The organism is Oleiphilus sp. HI0067 (assembly GCF_001635735.1).
Window position 1 is genome coordinate 41,615 of the sequence record NZ_LWFI01000922.1, and the last position, 14,732, is coordinate 56,346.

General features: G+C 42.8%; 18 protein-coding genes and 1 pseudogene. 5 read left to right on the plus strand and 14 right to left on the minus strand.

Annotated features, from left to right (window positions below):
* Together A3739_RS10950 and A3739_RS10955 are read right to left on the minus strand one after the other, a co-directional pair.
* A complete protein-coding gene (locus A3739_RS10950) occupies positions 1–603 on the minus strand; it encodes a DUF938 domain-containing protein (protein ID WP_068482967.1) in 603 nt (200 codons plus the stop codon).
* Positions 603–1,052, minus strand: a complete 450-nt coding sequence (locus A3739_RS10955; protein WP_068482965.1) for a hypothetical protein — start codon at positions 1,050–1,052, stop codon at positions 603–605. Before A3739_RS10955 ends, A3739_RS10950 begins: the two co-directional genes overlap by 1 nt.
* 174 nt (positions 1,053–1,226) lie before the next feature.
* On the opposite strand from A3739_RS10955, the gene A3739_RS10960 reads away from it, so the two are divergent.
* Entirely contained in the window at positions 1,227–1,850 is a 624-nt protein-coding gene (locus A3739_RS10960) for a FlgO family outer membrane protein (protein ID WP_082878363.1), read from the plus strand.
* Between the two features lie 42 nt (positions 1,851–1,892).
* On the opposite strand, the gene A3739_RS10965 is transcribed toward A3739_RS10960, so the two are convergent.
* Both A3739_RS10965 and A3739_RS10970 read right to left on the minus strand, forming a co-directional pair.
* Positions 1,893–2,603, minus strand: coding sequence for a FlgO family outer membrane protein (locus A3739_RS10965; RefSeq protein ID WP_068482960.1), 711 nt, complete (start codon positions 2,601–2,603; stop codon positions 1,893–1,895).
* Positions 2,604–2,615: 12 nt separating this feature from the next.
* The gene (locus tag A3739_RS10970) at positions 2,616–3,212 is read right to left on the minus strand and encodes a FlgO family outer membrane protein (RefSeq protein ID WP_082878364.1); all 597 of its coding nucleotides are present in this window, start codon (positions 3,210–3,212) and stop codon (positions 2,616–2,618) included.
* 110 nt (positions 3,213–3,322) lie between these two features.
* Between A3739_RS10970 and greB the strand changes: the two genes are divergently transcribed.
* The 3 genes and pseudogenes from greB to A3739_RS31430 form a co-directional block, all read left to right on the plus strand.
* Complete coding sequence (gene greB, locus A3739_RS10975; protein WP_068482957.1) at positions 3,323–3,796, plus strand: transcription elongation factor GreB; 474 nt, start codon at positions 3,323–3,325, stop codon at positions 3,794–3,796.
* A 105-nt stretch (positions 3,797–3,901) separates the two neighbouring features.
* Positions 3,902–4,432: a lipid A-modifier LpxR family protein gene (locus A3739_RS28100; RefSeq protein ID WP_197472272.1), complete on the plus strand. Its 531-nt coding sequence runs from the start codon at positions 3,902–3,904 to the stop codon at positions 4,430–4,432.
* A gap of 221 nt (positions 4,433–4,653) precedes the next feature.
* Positions 4,654–4,914 (plus strand): annotated as a pseudogene (locus tag A3739_RS31430) (lipid A-modifier LpxR family protein); the annotation flags it as partial.
* 24 nt (positions 4,915–4,938) lie between these two features.
* On the opposite strand, the gene A3739_RS10985 reads toward A3739_RS31430, so the two are convergent.
* Positions 4,939–5,559 (minus strand): hypothetical protein, encoded by a 621-nt coding sequence (locus tag A3739_RS10985; protein WP_156493610.1) that lies wholly within the window; start codon positions 5,557–5,559, stop codon positions 4,939–4,941.
* 228 nt (positions 5,560–5,787) lie between these two features.
* Between A3739_RS10985 and A3739_RS10990 the strand changes: the two genes are divergently transcribed.
* Positions 5,788–6,087, plus strand: coding sequence for a hypothetical protein (locus A3739_RS10990; RefSeq protein ID WP_156502539.1), 300 nt, complete (start codon positions 5,788–5,790; stop codon positions 6,085–6,087).
* An 18-nt stretch (positions 6,088–6,105) separates the two neighbouring features.
* On the opposite strand, the gene A3739_RS10995 is transcribed toward A3739_RS10990, so the two are convergent.
* From A3739_RS10995 to ftsY, 9 genes are all read right to left on the minus strand, one after another.
* Positions 6,106–7,494 carry a HAMP domain-containing sensor histidine kinase gene (locus A3739_RS10995; protein ID WP_197472274.1) on the minus strand — a complete coding sequence of 463 codons (1,389 nt, stop codon included), beginning with the start codon at positions 7,492–7,494 and terminating at the stop codon, positions 6,106–6,108.
* Between the two features lie 34 nt (positions 7,495–7,528).
* Entirely contained in the window at positions 7,529–8,212 is a 684-nt protein-coding gene (locus tag A3739_RS11000; RefSeq protein ID WP_068501313.1) for a response regulator transcription factor, read from the minus strand.
* A gap of 9 nt (positions 8,213–8,221) precedes the next feature.
* On the minus strand, positions 8,222–9,025 hold the full coding sequence (djlA, locus tag A3739_RS11005; RefSeq protein ID WP_068501315.1) for a co-chaperone DjlA: 804 nt from the start codon (positions 9,023–9,025) through the stop codon (positions 8,222–8,224).
* Positions 9,026–9,100: 75 nt separating this feature from the next.
* Positions 9,101–9,880: a hydroxypyruvate isomerase gene (hyi, locus tag A3739_RS11010; protein ID WP_068501318.1), complete on the minus strand. Its 780-nt coding sequence runs from the start codon at positions 9,878–9,880 to the stop codon at positions 9,101–9,103.
* Positions 9,873–10,766, minus strand: coding sequence for an NAD(P)-dependent oxidoreductase (locus A3739_RS11015; protein ID WP_068501322.1), 894 nt, complete (start codon positions 10,764–10,766; stop codon positions 9,873–9,875). The genes hyi and A3739_RS11015 overlap by 8 nt, the downstream gene beginning before the upstream one ends.
* Before the next feature lie 68 nt (positions 10,767–10,834).
* Positions 10,835–11,689, minus strand: a complete 855-nt coding sequence (gene rpoH, locus A3739_RS11020) for an RNA polymerase sigma factor RpoH (protein WP_068482772.1) — start codon at positions 11,687–11,689, stop codon at positions 10,835–10,837.
* A 122-nt stretch (positions 11,690–11,811) separates the two neighbouring features.
* A complete protein-coding gene (gene ftsX, locus A3739_RS11025) occupies positions 11,812–12,777 on the minus strand; it encodes a permease-like cell division protein FtsX (protein WP_082878368.1) in 966 nt (321 codons plus the stop codon).
* Positions 12,770–13,444 carry a cell division ATP-binding protein FtsE gene (ftsE, locus tag A3739_RS11030; RefSeq protein WP_068480398.1) on the minus strand — a complete coding sequence of 225 codons (675 nt, stop codon included), beginning with the start codon at positions 13,442–13,444 and terminating at the stop codon, positions 12,770–12,772. The genes ftsX and ftsE overlap by 8 nt, the downstream gene beginning before the upstream one ends.
* 11 nt (positions 13,445–13,455) lie before the next feature.
* Positions 13,456–14,667 (minus strand): signal recognition particle-docking protein FtsY, encoded by a 1,212-nt coding sequence (ftsY, locus tag A3739_RS11035; RefSeq protein ID WP_156493586.1) that lies wholly within the window; start codon positions 14,665–14,667, stop codon positions 13,456–13,458.
* Positions 14,668–14,732 lie beyond the last annotated feature (65 nt).

Here is a 14,732-nt window from a genome sequence, read left to right on the forward strand (position 1 = left end):
TTAATCTCGAGCTTTCCAAACTAATAAACGGTTGTTGGCTGGCATGGCATAATCTGCTAAGAGACTTAAATCATGGTCTTCAGCAAGTTGGTTGATCGTTTCAAAATCTCGAATTCCCATATGTTCACCCTGCTCTTTCAACCACACATCAAATTGAGCATTGCTATCACTGGTGTAACTGCCGTTGTAATTAAAAGGGCCGTAAACAAATACCATTCCTTTGTCATTAAGAAGTGATGGCAACAAGCTGAAAAATGCTTCAACTTCACTCCCGCTCATTATATGCAGTGTATTTGCAGTAAATACATAATCGTAGCGGTCGACCAATAGTTTTGGGTTAAATGAATTAACGTCTAGCTCGAATGGCGGAAGGAAGTTTTCGTGTTTGGACTCACTGACCCACTCTTCAATACCATCGTGGTACTCAACGCGGTCACTTGTTTGCCAAATTAGTGACGAAAACTTGCCTGACATATAAGCGCCGTGTTGCCCAGTGCCAGAGCCAATTTCGAGTAGATGGCCGCCTTGATCAACATAGGCTGATAGTGTGTCGCTAATGACGGCTTTGTTGTTTTCGCAAGACTGGGAAAAAGGTTTTGGCATTAAGGTCGCTCTACGGTCGTGGTTTTAATCTCAAGAGTCCGGCCCGTGTCATATACAAATTGCTCTTCTATAAAAGGGCTCGGTGTTTCGGGGAATGCATTCTGTTCTGCGTCTTGCCCTTTTCGGGTTTCTGTTTCTTCTCGTTCGATTTTCTTTTGTGATTCCTCGCGTTCTGCTACGCGTTCATATGCAGGTTTATCAGTCCCCTCACCGGAAAACTCGACACTCGTTTTGAGCGCACCAGCGATGGCTGCATCGGAGAGTTCTGGATTGTCGATAGACTCAAGCGACACGGTATCGATTGTTGATTTGGGTGTGAAGGTGAAGTCAAAATCGAACTCTTCATCGAAGCTTTCGTTGAAGTCGTCAAAACTGCCGAACTCACTATCCTCTGACAAGGCAACATTTTGTATGCTAAGGATGATCAAAAAGCAGAATAAACGAGTCATTATGTTCAATTCTATCTGTAGCTAGAAAATTTCAATCATAACAATTGTTGTCACGAGATGTTGAGGTACTCTCATGTTATTGGGTAGTGATATGGCGTATTACTTGCTTTTTGTGAAGACGATATATTATCGCGGAAGTATTTTTCCGTTCAAAAATTACATGGCATAGAAATTATGAAACCGTCTTACTTATTACCCGTTTTGCTTGTGACCGTATTAACGGCGTGTAGTTCAACTAATAATAGTGCACAAAACAATGAAGGCTTATGCGAAAGTAGTACCGGCGACTCCTATCCATGTGATGATTTAGAGATTCCTCAAACGGGCGCGAGTGATGGCGATTTTAGCTATGACACTGGTGGTGCTAATTTCAGGTTGTTACATGAGTATACTGAGCAAATGGCTGGTAATTTGTACGATGATTTAGAGGGAGCTAAATTAAACGGCCTTATTTTGGTTGCGTCATTTGTATACTTTGATACGACTTTGCAAAAGACGAGTTATCTAGGAAATCAGCTTGCGGAATATTTTATTAATGATCTTCAGGCACTTGGGCTTCCTGTTAGTGATCATAAACTGAGAGCAACGATTCAAGTGAATGAGCTTGGAGATTTCGCATTGTCGCGTGATTTAGATGAGTTGAATCCAAACTTAGTGATTGAATATGTTCTTACCGGCACACTCGTGCAAAGTGAGCGAGGCGTTGTGGTGAATGCACGTATTACGCATCACAAGACGAATAAGGTCGTTGCATCGACATCAAAGTTTTTGCCAAATATTGTTGTAGCGAATCTATAAGATCATTAATACTTGTCGAAGAATTTTCGGTGAGCGCAAAACTTAACCGCCTGTAACATGAATCGTTGGAGCTTGATGCCCTCGGGCATTATCCAATATGGCTTGACTTGCTTCTCTAGAAATAAATGCTTGAGCTGAAGAAACAACGGCTTTTGAACTAACGCCGATAATGCGTGCATTTACTATATATCCGCCTTGTTGTTGGGCTAAGGTGCCTGCGATAACAAACTGAATTGGAAGATTTTCAGCAAGTTTGTTCGGATCTTTACTGAAGAAAAAATCACCTGAGTTGGTTACCTGAATATCACTGGTAGATTTGAAATCAATGACAGGAATACCAAATTTGTTCACTTCATGTATGAGTGATTCTGATATTTGTAAGCCAAGTAAATTTGTTTCTTGATAGTTGCTGTCGAGCAATACAAAGGAACTAACTGCGATGGGGGTTTTGTCATTGACGAAACTTAGATTAGCCATCAAATCTTGCATTAAGCCGCGAACAAAATAGTTTACGTCTTTATGTAAAAGCTTGATTGGATGAGGTGTGCCTTCTGTAGCTTTGGTTCGCTGCCCTAAATGTTCTTGTTGCTCTTCACTAAATGAAACGCTGGCTTGTGTTGATGGCGATAATGTTGAGGTCTCTTCATCTTTTGTTTCTACTTCATCAGTATTTGCAATGGCTACAGATTGGCTGAGAGTGAGTAAACCAACACATAAGTGCTTTGAAAGAAAGCGTGGAAGAATGAGTCGCATATCTGTTATCCCTTAGTAAATACCTTGGTAAAGACTGCCAGCTTGATTAGAGGTGCTTGGTGTTGAGCCTGCCCACATCATTCCGATAGGAATGGTATCTGTGGCAGCGGCTACAACTTTTCGACTTGAGACATCAATAAGACGAATATTTACAACGACCGATTGGCCTTGGCTATAGTACGTTCCTGTCAGAAAGTAGTTAGCATCCAAGGTGAGATCTAAATCTTTAAGCGTTCTGGTTAACATGACATCTTGATCATCTGTCATATGAATCGTTTTGGATGTCTTAAATTCAATAACATCTAAACCAGACTGCGCGGCAAGAGTAACTAAGCTTTCTTGAAGTTGTTGCCCTAAGACACTGGCTGGTGGGCGGTTTTTGCCACTTAATTCAGTGATGGGCAAGATAGTGCCGACAGCTACACTTTGACCAAGTGTTAATTCGTCTGATGATGTTAGCAATAATTGGCGAGTTAATTGTTCGACGTGATGATGCAAAGAGCGCTGCGTTTGCTCTAAATCGCTTGTAAATAGACTGTTTTGCGATGTATTCGCGCATGCACTGAGAAGCAAAGTGAAGATTGCTGCAATATAGGCATATAAGGGCATAATGAAGTGCCTGTATGATCAAGTCGGTTTTTATAAAATAACGAGTTAGTGAAAAAGCAAAGCTAATGCCAAGTTAGTTTTTGCAATATTTAAACAAGAGAGAGTTCTGTTTGGCGACTAATTTAATAACAAAAGAAGGGTATTTGGCTTTAAAAGAAGAGCTAGATTATTTATGGCGAGAAGAAAGACCTGAAGTCACCAAAAAAGTTAATTGGGCGGCTTCTCTGGGCGATCGATCGGAGAATGCAGACTATCAATATAATAAAAAACGTTTGCGTGAGATTGATCGTCGCGTTCGATTTTTGCGAAAGCGCATCGAGGCGCTTCGAGTTGTCGAATACGCTCCAGAACAAGAAGGTAAGGTTTTTTTTGGCGCATGGGTTGTTGTAGATAATGATGACGGGGAAGAAAAAAAGTTTCGCATCGTTGGTGTCGATGAAATTTATGATCGACATGACTATATCTCGATTGATTCTCCAATGGCTCGCGCACTGCTTTCAAAACAAGTTGATGATGAGGTTGACGTACGCACTCCTACTGGCACCAATACTTGGTATGTTGTATCCATTTCTTATCCTAGTTAAGCGTTGACCTCTTATTCTTCCTGACTATTCTTATTGCCGTTGGCCTATATCGAATTTAGGTCTGAGACGTCAGTTCTTATTGATAACTAAATAGAGATGATCTCCATGAGGCGTGGTCTAGGCAAGGTTTCTTTCCCATTTTTGTTTGTATTGATGATGCAACTGTCTTGCGTTGCCGTAGCTGAGCAGGATGATGATTTCGATTGGATTGCTGTGACGCTAGATAATGATCTTTTTGTCAGCAATGACAATGGGTATACAAATGGTTTTTATGTCACAGCACTAGATTTATCTGATAACAAAGAATATATGCCCACGAACGATTTTTGGGTGTGGCCGCTGTTATGGACTCTAGATGACTCAGAGGTTGAAGGGGCTGTAAATGTTTATTCTATTGGCCAAACTTTGTTATCTCCGAGTGATATTATGATCGAAGTTTCTGCAGAAAATGAATTGCCCTATGCAGAGCTTTTAACATTTTTCAATACGTATTTAACTGCAAATGTGAATACTGCTGATCGTATTTCGACAACCATAGGCATTATTGGTCCTTGGGCTTTAGGTGAAGAAACACAAAAAACTGTGCATAAAGCTATTGGAGCAGATGAACCTCAGGGTTGGGATACTCAGTTATAAAATGAATTGGTATTTCAGTTTCATCGCTCCAGAGCATGGAGGCAGTTGCACTTCAATGATGGCCGTACCGATATTATTACGGCTGCTTCGATATAAGCTGGGACTATAAGTAGCTCTGTCGAGGGCATGATTGCACTGCGATTCGGGCAAGAGTTAGAGAGATCTTTTCCGACAACATTGTTATCGAGTTCAAGACTCTCTAATCCAGTCGCAGCCAATCAAGGTTGGTTTTTTATCTCGCATTGAATACGGGATATTTGTTTAATCGAATTTTTACCGACGGCAATACCTTTCGAAACAGTCGTTCTATCCCATATGACAAAGAATACTTGGGTGCGTCGGCTGGGCTTACTTTGGAGTATCAGAATTGGGCATTTACGATGGCGTTTTCCGATTCAAATATAATTGCCAATAGTAGAGATAATGAGGCTCTTGAGAATCTAACGAGATTCGGAACCTTCACTATTGCATGGCGTATTTAAATCTCGATCAGATTTAAGGGCGTTTTAATCGCCTACATATTTCCATGTTGCGTCACCTTCATTGCAAAACCGATATTTTCCGCTCAGCATTGCGCTTTTATCATCCAAGATAGAAAGTGATAATACGCGACACCTTGTATTTTGATCAGAGGGTGAGTCGAAAGGAACTGCGACAAGATCAAGCGATGCGTCAGAATAATGAAAGTTCGCTGGCTCCCCGTCTGCTTTGTTATCTAGCGTATCGAATATGTCGTTAGCAATCGCACTGCGTTGTGATGTTGATAGCTCAGCTAATGGAGCTTTAGAAAGTTGCCAGCGATTTCCATTCTGACATAAGGTCCAAAGCATTGTTTGGAAGCGACTATGTTTTGCAGATTTTACGGCAAATTTGACGCGACGACAGGATGTGTCACCTTGTTTGTAGTCCGCAATAATCTTGAATAGAGCTCTAGAACCTTTTTTGCTTTTCCATTCTGCTTTTTCTAATTGTTTGTAGTTGTTAAGGCCGTTCACAACGAATGCTTTCAAAGAGTCTTGCTCTTCGTCATTGAGAGAGCCAATCTCAGTGCTGGATAGAAAATTAATGTTTGACGCTGCGCCCGTCATTGAGAACAGTAAAGAGATAATAAAGATATAAGTACGCATAGGTATGGCTTCCATTTCATCAAACATTGGCTTTGAGGTTTGTAGTAAGCAGTATAGCTTGAAGAATAATCACGGGCAGTAGTTATGCGTGATATTTTTGAGTGAGGCAAATTAGGTTGAAGCGCCTAGGGAAAACTCGTATCGTTCCGGCCATCAGTGCAAACATACCTTTATTTGTTAAACGTATGTGATTTGCACAGTTCAGACGACTTTACACGAGAAAACATCATGAACAGAAAGCTACAACAAATAGGCGAGTTAGTATTTAAACAAGTAGATAACTTAGGCTTTCAGCTTGATAGCATGGGAGTTGAAAATCAGATCAATCGACATACACTGATTGCTGCGATTTTTGCAGGACAAAAACGTGTTGAAGGCGAAGTAGATAGCTTAAAAGCACGCGCGGAAAGCACGAAAGCAAACGTTGAAGAGACATTTTCTGTTGCTGAAAAGCTAGCAAAAAGTGGCTTCGAATTAGTTACCTTTCCCGCGACTTACGCGTTTAAGCGAGTAAAACGCGCGGCATAATTAGCATTTTTCAAATGTTTAAGCAGGTGTAGAAACTTCTATTCCTGCTTGTTCATTTTTAATCTCATTCCCTTCTACGATATCAATTTCAGGCAACTCAAGGGTCACAATCAAACCTGGTTCATTATCGCTAAGTTTAATTTCTCCTTGATGCAGTTCGACAACCGCTTGTACAAGACTCAAGCCTAAGCCATTCCCCGGTTGAGAGCGGCTTTTAGCAACACGATAAAAGCGATCAAAGACTTTGGATCGTTCTTCTTCAGGAATACCAATACCAGAATCTGCAATAGACAACCTTACTAGCTTATCGTGGAGATCGAGCTCAATGGATATATCTCCATCATTGGGCGTGTATTTGATTGCGTTATCGATCAAGTTGCTGACAGTTTGAAAGATTAGGTCTTTGTCACCGTGGATTTCGATATCTTTTTGAACCCTTATGCGAAGCGTTTGTTGTTTATCTTCAGCAACCAATTCATAAAGCTCTGCCGAATCTAACAGTAGGTTGGATAGATTAAAGCGTTTAAAGTTATCAGTACGACCACCCATTTCTAGGCGTGCAATGCGCAGCAGTGCATTGAAGGTGGCAAGTAACTGGTCTGCTTCGGCAACAGCACTCGCGACGAGCTCTCTTTGAACTTCGTTTTCTACTTTTAATAGAGTGTTTTCTAACTTATTTCTAAGTCGGGTAAGAGGTGTTCGAAGGTCGTGCGCAATATTATCTGAGACGTGCTTAATACCTTCCATCAATTGAAAAATGCGATCCAGCATTTCGTTCAGGTTACGCGCGAGTTGGTCAAAATCATCATTGGTTCCGCGATCGGGTATGCGCAATGATAAGTTGCCCTTCATAATTTTCTGGCTGGTTTGGTTGATAATTTCAACGCGACGAGCCGTACTTCGGCTCATCATAACGCCGCCGATCATTGCCAGCATAAAGGTGATCGCCATGCCCAAGTTTATCGCGCGTTCAACAAGCTCTTTAACAGCCATGAACTCGTTGACATCACGGCCTACTAGTAAGCGCAAGCCTCCAGGCACAATGAACACACGTGCTCGAGCTGGCCGATCAAGCTCATTGTGCCAGCCTAACTCTTCATTAAGTGTAAAGTTGAGCCAGCCCTCTTGAACTTCGCCTTCTTCTGGCCACTTATCTATATTGCCTGCGAGTTTGATGAAATCACGCGCAGTAAATAAATAGATCGCTTTGCCGTTAGGATCACGTGCTACACGCTCTCGAATGACACTGATTAAGCCATTCAAACCTTGGCGTTGATATTGTTCTGCCAGACCGACTATTTCAGCTTCGATGGTTTCGTCTGTTTGGCTCGACATATACCCAGCGGTTGCCCAGTAAATAAAGCCCATTAGAATAAAAACAGACGTGGCGAAAAGTACCATGTACATAATCGCCAGCTGAAATGTAGGGGTTCTTAGTAGACTAAGAATCTTCACTCAAAATGTATCCCGCACCACGAACGGTTTGAAGTAGCTGCTTAGGAAAATCTTTGTCGATTTTTGAGCGTAAGCGGCTGATATGAACATCGATGACGTTTGTTTGTGGATCGAAGTGGTAATCCCACACTTGCTCAAGAAGCATTGTGCGCGTTACGACTTGCCCAGCATGCTTCATTAAGTATTCAAGTAAACGGAATTCACGTGGTTGGAGATCTATTTTCTGGCCAGCACGTTTAACAGTACGTGCGAGTAGATCCATTTCTAGATCAGCCACTTGTAGATGGGTGACTTGTTCAGAACCTGAGCTAGCACCACGACGCTCAAGTGCTTCAAGTCGTGCTAGTAATTCAGTGAAGGAGAATGGTTTTGTTAGGTAGTCATCACCGCCGCCACGAAGTCCTTCAACGCGATCATCAACATCGCCTAGCGCGCTCAAAATCAGAACAGGGGTTTTGTTACCTGTTGCACGGATCGTTTTGATGATTGATAAACCATCCATGCCCGGAAGCATTCGATCGATAATCATTACGTCGTAGCTTTCGCTTGCTGCTAATAGCAAGCCCTCTTTTCCGTCGGCGCAGTGGTCGACTACATTGTCACTTTCTTTAAGGCCATTGACCAAATAGGAGGCAACGTCTTTATCGTCTTCGATTACTAGAACGCGCATTACTTACCTCTACTTTAGATTTCTGTTTTGCTTAACGAGCTCGTAAGCTTCTTTTATTTGTTGTGTTTTTTCTGTTGCAAGCTTCATCATTTCTTCGGGTAAGCCTTTCGCTACCAACTTGTCCGGATGATGTTGGCTCATTAATCGCCGATATGCTCGCTTAAGTTCTTGGTCAGAGCAGTCTTGGTTTACACCAAGTACCTCATATGCTTCATCAATTTTGGAAGCATGAACTTCGGTTTCAAAGCCTTGATTACTATGGTGGAAGCGTTGTTGAGCCACGGCCATAGCAAGAAGGTGTTCGAACTGTTGACGGTTAAAGCCGAGAATCTCAGCAAGCTCCATTAAAATCGCTTGCTCGTTTGCGTGAAGTTCACCGTCAGCGAGTGCCGTAGCAATCTGAATTTCGATGAACATCTGCAGTAAGTTTCTTCGACGTCCGCATTCTTGTTTAAGCTGCTCTGCAACCGCTTTGTAGTCGAAGCTGGTTGACTTTCCTTGAGTAAACAATGATTGTGCTGCTTTTTGCTGCTCATTGTTTAATTGCATTCGAGACATGGTGTTCTGAGCAACACTTATCTCATCTTGACTTACAATTCCATCTGCTTTGGCAACGTGCCCCATAATTGAGAATGTTGCGCCAAAGAATGCTGCTTGGATATCTTCTGTTGAAAGGTCATCAGGGGCAAAGTTTTCAATGCCGGCTAAGCCTTTGTCAAAGCTATGCCCAATTGCTGCGCCGAGTACTGCTCCAATGGGACCTGATACGGCGAAACCAAGTGCCCCGCCTATTAGTTTTCCCCACCAACTCATTTGCAAACCTATTTAAACTGCATTAACTGAAAATCCCGAACTTACATGGTTTTAACACAAGCGTAATTTTACACGTTAATTAAAGCTTCGTAACCACGCCAGAGAGCTAACTGTGTCTGTTTTTGGCAGATATTCTGCACTAACAAATCCTGTGTACTCATTCTGGTCTAGAAAATTGAATGCTTTTTCAAAATCAATGTCGCCAGTGCCTGGTTCGTGTCGGCCAGTGCTGTCGGCAAATTGTACGTGTTGAATGTGTGGCCAGATAGATTTCAAACTTCTTTCTAAATCGCCGTGCATGATGTGCATATGATAGAGGTCGAATTGAAAGTAAACGTTTGTGTGTTGAACTTGATCAATTAATGACTGGCTCTTTTCGAGGGTATCGAGGTAGAAACCAGGCATATCGACTTTAGAGTTAATTGCTTCGACTAGTAGTTTTATTCCGGCTGATTCGAGCGCACTTGCTGCGTAGTGAATATTTTCCAGCCAGCATGATTCAGCTTCTTCTTCACTCAAATCGTTTGGTTTTAAGCCTGACAGGCAATTGAGTTGTTTGACGTTTAATTGTTCGGCGTAATGAATGGCTTGATCAACATCTCGTCGAAATTCGTCTTTACGATCAGGTAGGCATGCGATGCCTCGCTCCCCTTTTGACCAGTCGCCGGGAGGCAAGTTGAACAAGACTTGTTCTAGATTGTTATCTTGCAATCTTGAGACAAGATCTTGAGCGGAATAATCATAAGGAAACAAATACTCTATGTAGCGAAAGCCATTGTCTTTCGCTGCTTTAAAACGATCAAGAAAGTCATGTTCTTGAAATAGCATGGTGATATTGGCCGCGAATTTAGGCATTTTCTTTGTTCTCAGCAAAGTGCGATGTATTGTTGAGGCGTTCGAGTTCTACCATTAATCCGCTATGGTCGATGTTCTCTTTGCCATGAGCGATTAGCGACAGATAGCCGTCATGCGTGCGTTGTGACAGGGGTAGGGTCAAACCTTGTAATCGAGCTTCATCGAGTATGGTGCGCATGTCTTTTAATTGAACACGGCTACGCGCCCCAGGTTCATAATTGCCATCAATGATTCGTTGACCGTGTAATTCTAATATGCGGCTAGCAGCGAAACCGCCACCCAAAGCCTTACGAACTGCCACAGGGTCTGCTCCACCCTCTGCAGCAAGCAATAAAGCTTCTGAGACTGCTCCAATCGTAATACCTACAATAGCTTGATTAGCCAGTTTAGCGACTTGTCCCGTACCATGCGGGCCGATGTGTGTGGCGGAACCCATTGCATTGAAAATAGGGAGAGCTTTATCGAAGTCATTTTTATTTCCGCCGGCCATAATCGACAGAGTCGCTTGTTCAGCACCTACGGTACCTCCAGACACTGGGGCATCTAAATACGAAATACCATAATTCTTAAGTAGCTGAGCATGTGCACGCGCTTGTTCCGGCGGTATTGAACTCATATCAACGACCATGCTTCCAGACTTTATCGCCTGAAGAACATCGCCTTGCATGAGTGTTTGCTCAACGATATCTCCGGTCTCTAGCATAGTGATGATAATGTCTGCGTGAGCAACTGCCTCGCTGATAGCTGTATATGTATTCGCGTTTTTCTGAAATGGGTCGAGTTTTGATTGGGTGCGGTTCCATAGGTGTAGAGAGAAACCTGCACGAATCAGGTTAGTAACCATGGGAGCGCCCATGAGGCCTACACCAATAAAAGCAATATGCATGACATAACTCCGAATTTTAATGGCATAAAAAAACCGCCTGTTGGCGGTTTTTAGTAGAAGAAAGAGGCCTAACTATCCATTAAGCCTTTTACTTTCTTCATCGCATTTTTTTCTAATTGACGAATTCGTTCAGCTGAAACGCCGTATTCATCTGCCAGCTCATGAAGCGTGGCTTTTTTCTCATTTAACCAGCGTTTGGTGATGATATCTAAACTACGCTCATCGAGAGTACGTAAGGCTTCAGTTAAACGATGACGCGTATCGCTCGATGTATCAGCCAGCTCTACAGCACGTGCAGGGTCTGCTGAATGATCTTCTAGATAGTTCGCTGGAGCTAAGAACGCGCTGTCATCATCTTCATCAGAGCTAGCATCGAATGCTGTATCTTGAGCGCTCAAGCGACCTTCCATTTCGCGAACGACGCGAGGTTCTACACCAAGGTCTTTAGCTACTGAATCAACTTCATCTGCGGTAAACCAAGCAAGACGCTTTTTAGAGCTGCGAAGATTGAAGAACATTTTACGTTGCGCTTTGGTCGTCGCAATTTTGACAATGCGCCAATTACGTAAAATGAATTCGTGAATTTCAGCTTTGATCCAATGTACAGCAAAAGACACCAAGCGAACGCCGAATGTCGGATCGAAACGTTTAACGGCTTTCATTAGGCCGACGTTTCCTTCCTGAATAAGATCAGCTTGAGCTAAACCATATCCAGAGTAACTTTTAGCGATATGAACAACAAAACGTAGATGCGACATAATCAAGTGTCGCGCAGCCACAAGGTCGTTTTCGTCATGTAAGCGCGCAGTTAAATCTCGCTCTTCTTCAATTGACAAAATCGGGATGCTGTTGACCGTTTGGATGTAAGACTCAAGGTTGCCACCAGGAGTTAACATGTCGACGGGTTGTAAGCTTGTGCCCATTAATATTCCTCTATTCGTTATCCTTGCATCATAGCATCTCGGCGCTTTTGTGCTCAAGTGTGCTAATGTTGAGTGGTTGGACTACTTAAGCCTTAAAAAGTTCCGAATTTCGTAGATAGGTATTAGCTTGGTTCAATTGCGCTTATATGTTGTTTCACAGAAATTTTGGCAGCGCACCAACCTAAAAATGTTCCAACTAACAGAATAAAAAGTGTAGTTTCAATGTTCAAACCTGACAAACTAAAATCGCTTTGATATGAAGCTTTCAGTGCTTCAATAGGTTGCGCTAGAATGGCTAACACCACGCTGCATAAAATAATGGAAAATATTCCTCCGCCTATGCCATAGAAAATACCTAAGTACAGAAACGGTCTACAAACAAACGCGTCCGTTCCTCCTACCAGCTTAAGTACGGCAATTTCGTCTTTTCGGTTTTCGATTGCTAATCGAATCGTATTTCCGAGAATTAAAATGACAGCAATACTTAGCATTAGCCCAAGAATCCAGGTGCTTAAACTAAGAAAGTTGGTAATAGAGTTGAGTCGCTGAACCCACATTAAATCAAGCTGAACCAGATCAATTTCAGGCTTTCCTAGTAGGCTAGTGCGAAGTTTTTGCGCTTGTTCTATCGTATTAGCAGAATCACTCAGGGTTACGATAATACTGTGAGGAAGGGGATTGTCGCTCAAGTGCTCAAGTGTCGACTCGAGTTCAAATGTTGCTTTAAATTCCTCAAGAGCATCATCTTGATGGATGAACTTGGCTGACTCTATGCCTTCGATTTTTGTTAGTTCTTGCGCAAATGTTGCCCCTTTAATCGGCGATAATGTTTTGCTTAGCATCACCGTCATTTGAGTCGTATTATCAAAGCTCAATTGAGAGCGCTCGAGATTGCTTAAGAACACGCCTAGTAAAGTGGGCAATAAGATAGCAATACCAATAACGGCGCACGTAAGGATTGATGCTAATGGTTTTTTCTTTTGCTCATTAAGGGTATGAGAAAGAGCTTTTTTGTGATTACCAAAGTAACTGCCAAGCATCGGTTTTGATGCAGAAACTTGAGCGCCTTGTGAATTTGACTTAGCCATTTACGAATGCCTCTTCGTTTCTGATGTGGCCATGATCAAGTTCGATTACTCGGTAAGGTAGGCGTGAAATAAGCTCTAAGTCATGCGTTGCAATCAACACCGTGACACCCACTTGGTTAAAGTCGCTAAACAGCTTCATGATTTCTGCCGATAGCTCTGGATCAAGATTACCTGTAGGTTCGTCAGCTAACAGAATAGGTGGCTTGTTGACGACAGCACGAGCAATACCAACACGTTGTTGTTCACCTCCAGAAAGTTGAATGGGCGTGAGCTTCTCTTTGCTCAGTAGCCCAACTTTATCGAGTGCAGCCCGTACGCGTTTAGCAATTTCCTTTGGTGGCGTTCCTGCAACTTCCATCGCAATCGCGACATTATCAAAGACTGTGCGATCAAACAGAAGTTTGTGGTCTTGGAATACAACACCTGCATGGCGACGATAATAAGGAACTTGTCGCGGAGGAATACGTGCAAGGTTTTGATTGCCAACCGTGATTTGACCTTTGCTGGCTCGTTCCATCAGCATGATTAGTTTAAGTAGTGTGCTTTTTCCTGCGCCGGAATGTCCTGTTAGAAATGCCATTTCACCTCTCGCGAGCTCGAATGAAACATTTTTCAGGGCTTCGTGCCCATCAGGGTAACGTTTTCCGACGTTAATAAACTGAATCATGCTTTAACAACTTAAGCGTCTGTTTGTTTTTCAAAAAGTGCTTCAATGAATTCATCCGCATCGAAGGGACGTAAGTCATCGATTTGTTCGCCGACGCCAATAAAACGAATCGGTAAACCGAGCTGTTTTGCAATGGCGAAAATAATACCGCCTTTTGCAGTACCATCTAATTTCGTCAGACTGATTCCTGTAACGCCCACGGCTTGTTGGAATATTTGCGCTTGGCTAAGTGCGTTTTGTCCTGTGCCAGCATCAAGTACCAACATCACCTCGTGTGGTGCTTGTGCATCAACCTTCTTCATCACTCGAACAACTTTTTCGAGTTCTGACATCAAGTTGTCTTTGTTTTGAAGACGACCTGCTGTATCGGCGATGATGACATCAATGCCTTTAGATTTTGCGGATTCAACGGCATCAAAGATCACTGATGCACTGTCTGCGCCCGTGTGTTGCGCAACGACTGGAACATCATTGCGTTCGCCCCATACTTGCAGTTGCTCCACGGCTGCTGCGCGGAATGTATCACCTGCAGCCAGCATGACAGAGTGACCTTGGCTTTGAAAACGCTTGGCCATCTTGCCTATGGTTGTCGTTTTGCCTACGCCGTTTACACCAACTACCAATATGACAAAAGGTGTATCGCTTTTGGGGATCTCAAGCGGCGCTTGCTTGTCGGCAAGAAGAGCAGCTAGTTCGGTTTTGAGTAGCTGATAAATAGCTTCAGAATCTTTAAGCTCTTTGCGCTCAGAGCGCTCTGTGATTGTTTGAATAACTTGAGAGCACGCTTCAACACCGATGTCTGCCATCAGGAGTTGTGTTTCGATTTCTTCAAGAAGGTCTTCATCAATCTCTTTTTTACCAAGAAGAAGTTGGCCCAAGCCATCACTGAGTTGGCCTCTTGTTCTATTTAAGCCAGATACAATACGAGAGAAGAAGTTCGTTGAGGGTTCTTCAGTAATCTCTTCGACTTTTTCTTCAGCAGCCGGTTCAATGTCAGTAACTTCTGCGATTTCTGCTGTTGGAGTCGGTTCAACGCTAGAAGTATCTAGTGTTTCGCTAATTGGTTTTGGCTGTTCGGTGACTTGCTCTCGAGGCGGTAAGCTTTGTTTCTTAGCAAACGGAGGAAGTTGCTTGTGAGTAACTTTTCTGGTTTTGATATCGATAACGAAGGCGATCGCGATGAGCGCGATAATTGCGAAACCGATAAGCATTTGGTTATCCATGAGTCGTCCAAAGAAAGAATGTCATCCTGTATATCGACAGGTGATAATTAGATTGATAGAAACTG

What these genes read in the sequence shown, in the direction of transcription:
- A3739_RS10950 (WP_068482967.1), bottom strand. Translation starts at nt 603, where the DNA reads ATGCCAAAACCTTTTTCCCAGTCTTGCGAAAACAACAAAGCCGTCATT.
- A3739_RS10955 (WP_068482965.1), bottom strand. Translation starts at nt 1,052, where the DNA reads ATGACTCGTTTATTCTGCTTTTTGATCATCCTTAGCATACAAAATGTT.
- A3739_RS10960 (WP_082878363.1), top strand. Translation starts at nt 1,227, where the DNA reads ATGAAACCGTCTTACTTATTACCCGTTTTGCTTGTGACCGTATTAACG.
- A3739_RS10965 (WP_068482960.1), bottom strand. Translation starts at nt 2,603, where the DNA reads ATGCGACTCATTCTTCCACGCTTTCTTTCAAAGCACTTATGTGTTGGT.
- A3739_RS10970 (WP_082878364.1), bottom strand. Translation starts at nt 3,212, where the DNA reads ATGCCCTTATATGCCTATATTGCAGCAATCTTCACTTTGCTTCTCAGT.
- A3739_RS28100 (WP_197472272.1), top strand. Translation starts at nt 3,902, where the DNA reads ATGAGGCGTGGTCTAGGCAAGGTTTCTTTCCCATTTTTGTTTGTATTG.
- A3739_RS10985 (WP_156493610.1), bottom strand. Translation starts at nt 5,559, where the DNA reads ATGCGTACTTATATCTTTATTATCTCTTTACTGTTCTCAATGACGGGC.
- A3739_RS10990 (WP_156502539.1), top strand. Translation starts at nt 5,788, where the DNA reads ATGAACAGAAAGCTACAACAAATAGGCGAGTTAGTATTTAAACAAGTA.
- A3739_RS10995 (WP_197472274.1), bottom strand. Translation starts at nt 7,494, where the DNA reads ATGTACATGGTACTTTTCGCCACGTCTGTTTTTATTCTAATGGGCTTT.
- A3739_RS11000 (WP_068501313.1), bottom strand. Translation starts at nt 8,212, where the DNA reads ATGCGCGTTCTAGTAATCGAAGACGATAAAGACGTTGCCTCCTATTTG.
- djlA (WP_068501315.1), bottom strand. Translation starts at nt 9,025, where the DNA reads ATGAGTTGGTGGGGAAAACTAATAGGCGGGGCACTTGGTTTCGCCGTA.
- hyi (WP_068501318.1), bottom strand. Translation starts at nt 9,880, where the DNA reads ATGCCTAAATTCGCGGCCAATATCACCATGCTATTTCAAGAACATGAC.
- A3739_RS11015 (WP_068501322.1), bottom strand. Translation starts at nt 10,766, where the DNA reads ATGCATATTGCTTTTATTGGTGTAGGCCTCATGGGCGCTCCCATGGTT.
- rpoH (WP_068482772.1), bottom strand. Translation starts at nt 11,689, where the DNA reads ATGGGCACAAGCTTACAACCCGTCGACATGTTAACTCCTGGTGGCAAC.
- ftsX (WP_082878368.1), bottom strand. Translation starts at nt 12,777, where the DNA reads ATGGCTAAGTCAAATTCACAAGGCGCTCAAGTTTCTGCATCAAAACCG.
- ftsE (WP_068480398.1), bottom strand. Translation starts at nt 13,444, where the DNA reads ATGATTCAGTTTATTAACGTCGGAAAACGTTACCCTGATGGGCACGAA.
- ftsY (WP_156493586.1), bottom strand. Translation starts at nt 14,667, where the DNA reads ATGGATAACCAAATGCTTATCGGTTTCGCAATTATCGCGCTCATCGCG.